Raw genomic sequence first — 1,669 nt, forward strand, 5'->3', positions numbered from 1 at the left:
GCCTCGATCAGCTCATGGATGCATTGGCCGGCCGGATAGGCCAGCGTTTCGCCCCGCCCCTGCGCCAGCAGTTGCGCGCGCTGCGCCGCCGTCAACAGCGCCAGTCCAGCCGCCGGCTGCGCGTCGCCAGCCACCAGCCCGGCCAGCAGCTCGCGCCAGTAGCCCAGATAGCGTTCGGCCGTCGCCGCGTCAAACAGCGCCGTCGCATATTCGATGCCGCCTTCGATCGTGCCGCCGTCTTCGCGCAAGATCAGCGATACGTCGAATTTCGCCGTGCGGTGCGGCGCTTCCAGCGTGCTGGCCGACAGGCCGGGCAGCGCCAGTTCGCGGCGCGGCGTGTTCTGCCACACGAATACCGTCTGGAACAGCGGGCTGTAAGACAGGCTGCGTTCCGGCCGCAGCGCCTCCACCACCTGCTCGAACGGCAGTTCCTGATGCTGCTGCGCCGCCAGCGCCTGCGCCTTCACCCGCGCCAACAGCTGCGCCACGCTGGGCGCGCCCGACAGGTCGATGCGCATTGCCAGTGTGTTGACGAAGAAGCCGATCAACTGCTCGCTTTCCGCCTGGCTGCGGTTCGCGCTCGGCGCGCCCACTACCACCTCTTCTTGTCCTGCCAGACGCCCAAGCAGCAGCGCCCAGCTGGCCAAGAGGGTCATGAACAGGCTCGTGCCATTGCGCTGGCTCAGGGTCCGCAACTGCTCCGTCAATGCCGCGTCCAGGCGGCACGGCAGCCAGGCCCCCGCATAGTCCTGGCGCGCCGGGCGTGGCCGGTCGGCCGGCAGTTCCAGCAGCGCTGGCGCGCCTTGCAGCGTCTTCCGCCAGTAATCCGTCTGCGCCTGCAGCACCGCGCCGGACAAGCAGCGCCGCTGCCACGCCGCGTAGTCGGCGTATTGCAGGGCCAGCGGCGGCAGCGGATCAGCCGCGCCGGCGGCAAACGCGCCGTACAGCGCTTCCAGTTCGTTGAGGAAGACGCCCATCGACCAGCCATCGGACACGATGTGATGCTGGGTCAGCAGCAGCACATGGCGCGTGTCGTTCAAGCGCAGCAGCCGCGCGCGCAGCAGCGGTCCCTGCGCCAGCTCGAACGGCGCCGCCGTTTCATCCTGCACCAGCCGCTGCAAGGCCGCCTCGGCCTCGGTCTGGTCCAGGGCTTCCAGACTGTCTTCGCGCAGCGCAAAGCCGTCGGCGGCGCCGATGCGCTGCACCGGCTCGCCGTTTTCCAGCACAAAGCTGGTGCGCAGCGCCTCATGCCGCGCCACGATGCGGGCCAGCGCCTGCCGCAGTGCCACGCGATCCAGCGCTCCATGCAATTGCAGCGCCAACGGCAGATGGTAGGCCGCACCGGCGCCATCCATCTGCGCCAGGAACCACTGGCGCTGCTGGGCAAAGGACAGCGCCGCGCGCTCCGCCGGGGCGGCCGGCTCGATCGGCGGCAGCTTGACGGCGGCAACCGGAGCCGCATCCAGGTGGCGCGCCAGACCGGCCAGCTCTGGCTGGGCAAACAGGTCGGCCAGCGAGGCTTCCAGGCCGCAGGCCTGGCGCAGCCGCGCAATCATGCGCAGGGCCAGCAGCGAATGGCCGCCCAGTTCGAAGAAGTGGTCATGCCGTCCCACCTGTTCCAGTTGCAGCAGATCGGCCCAGATGGCGGCCAGCGCCGTCTCCGTTCCAC

The 1,669-nt window shown here is 69.8% G+C and carries 1 protein-coding gene; it reads right to left on the reverse strand.

Going from position 1 to position 1,669, the window contains the following annotated elements; all coding sequences use genetic code 11:
- A partial coding sequence (locus FHS03_RS27840) for a condensation domain-containing protein (protein ID WP_183444174.1) occupies nucleotides 1-1,669 on the reverse strand: 1,669 nt, incomplete at both ends.

It is taken from the genome of Pseudoduganella violacea (genome assembly GCF_014191875.1).
Classification (GTDB): Bacteria; Pseudomonadota; Gammaproteobacteria; order Burkholderiales; family Burkholderiaceae_D; genus Rugamonas; species Rugamonas violacea_A.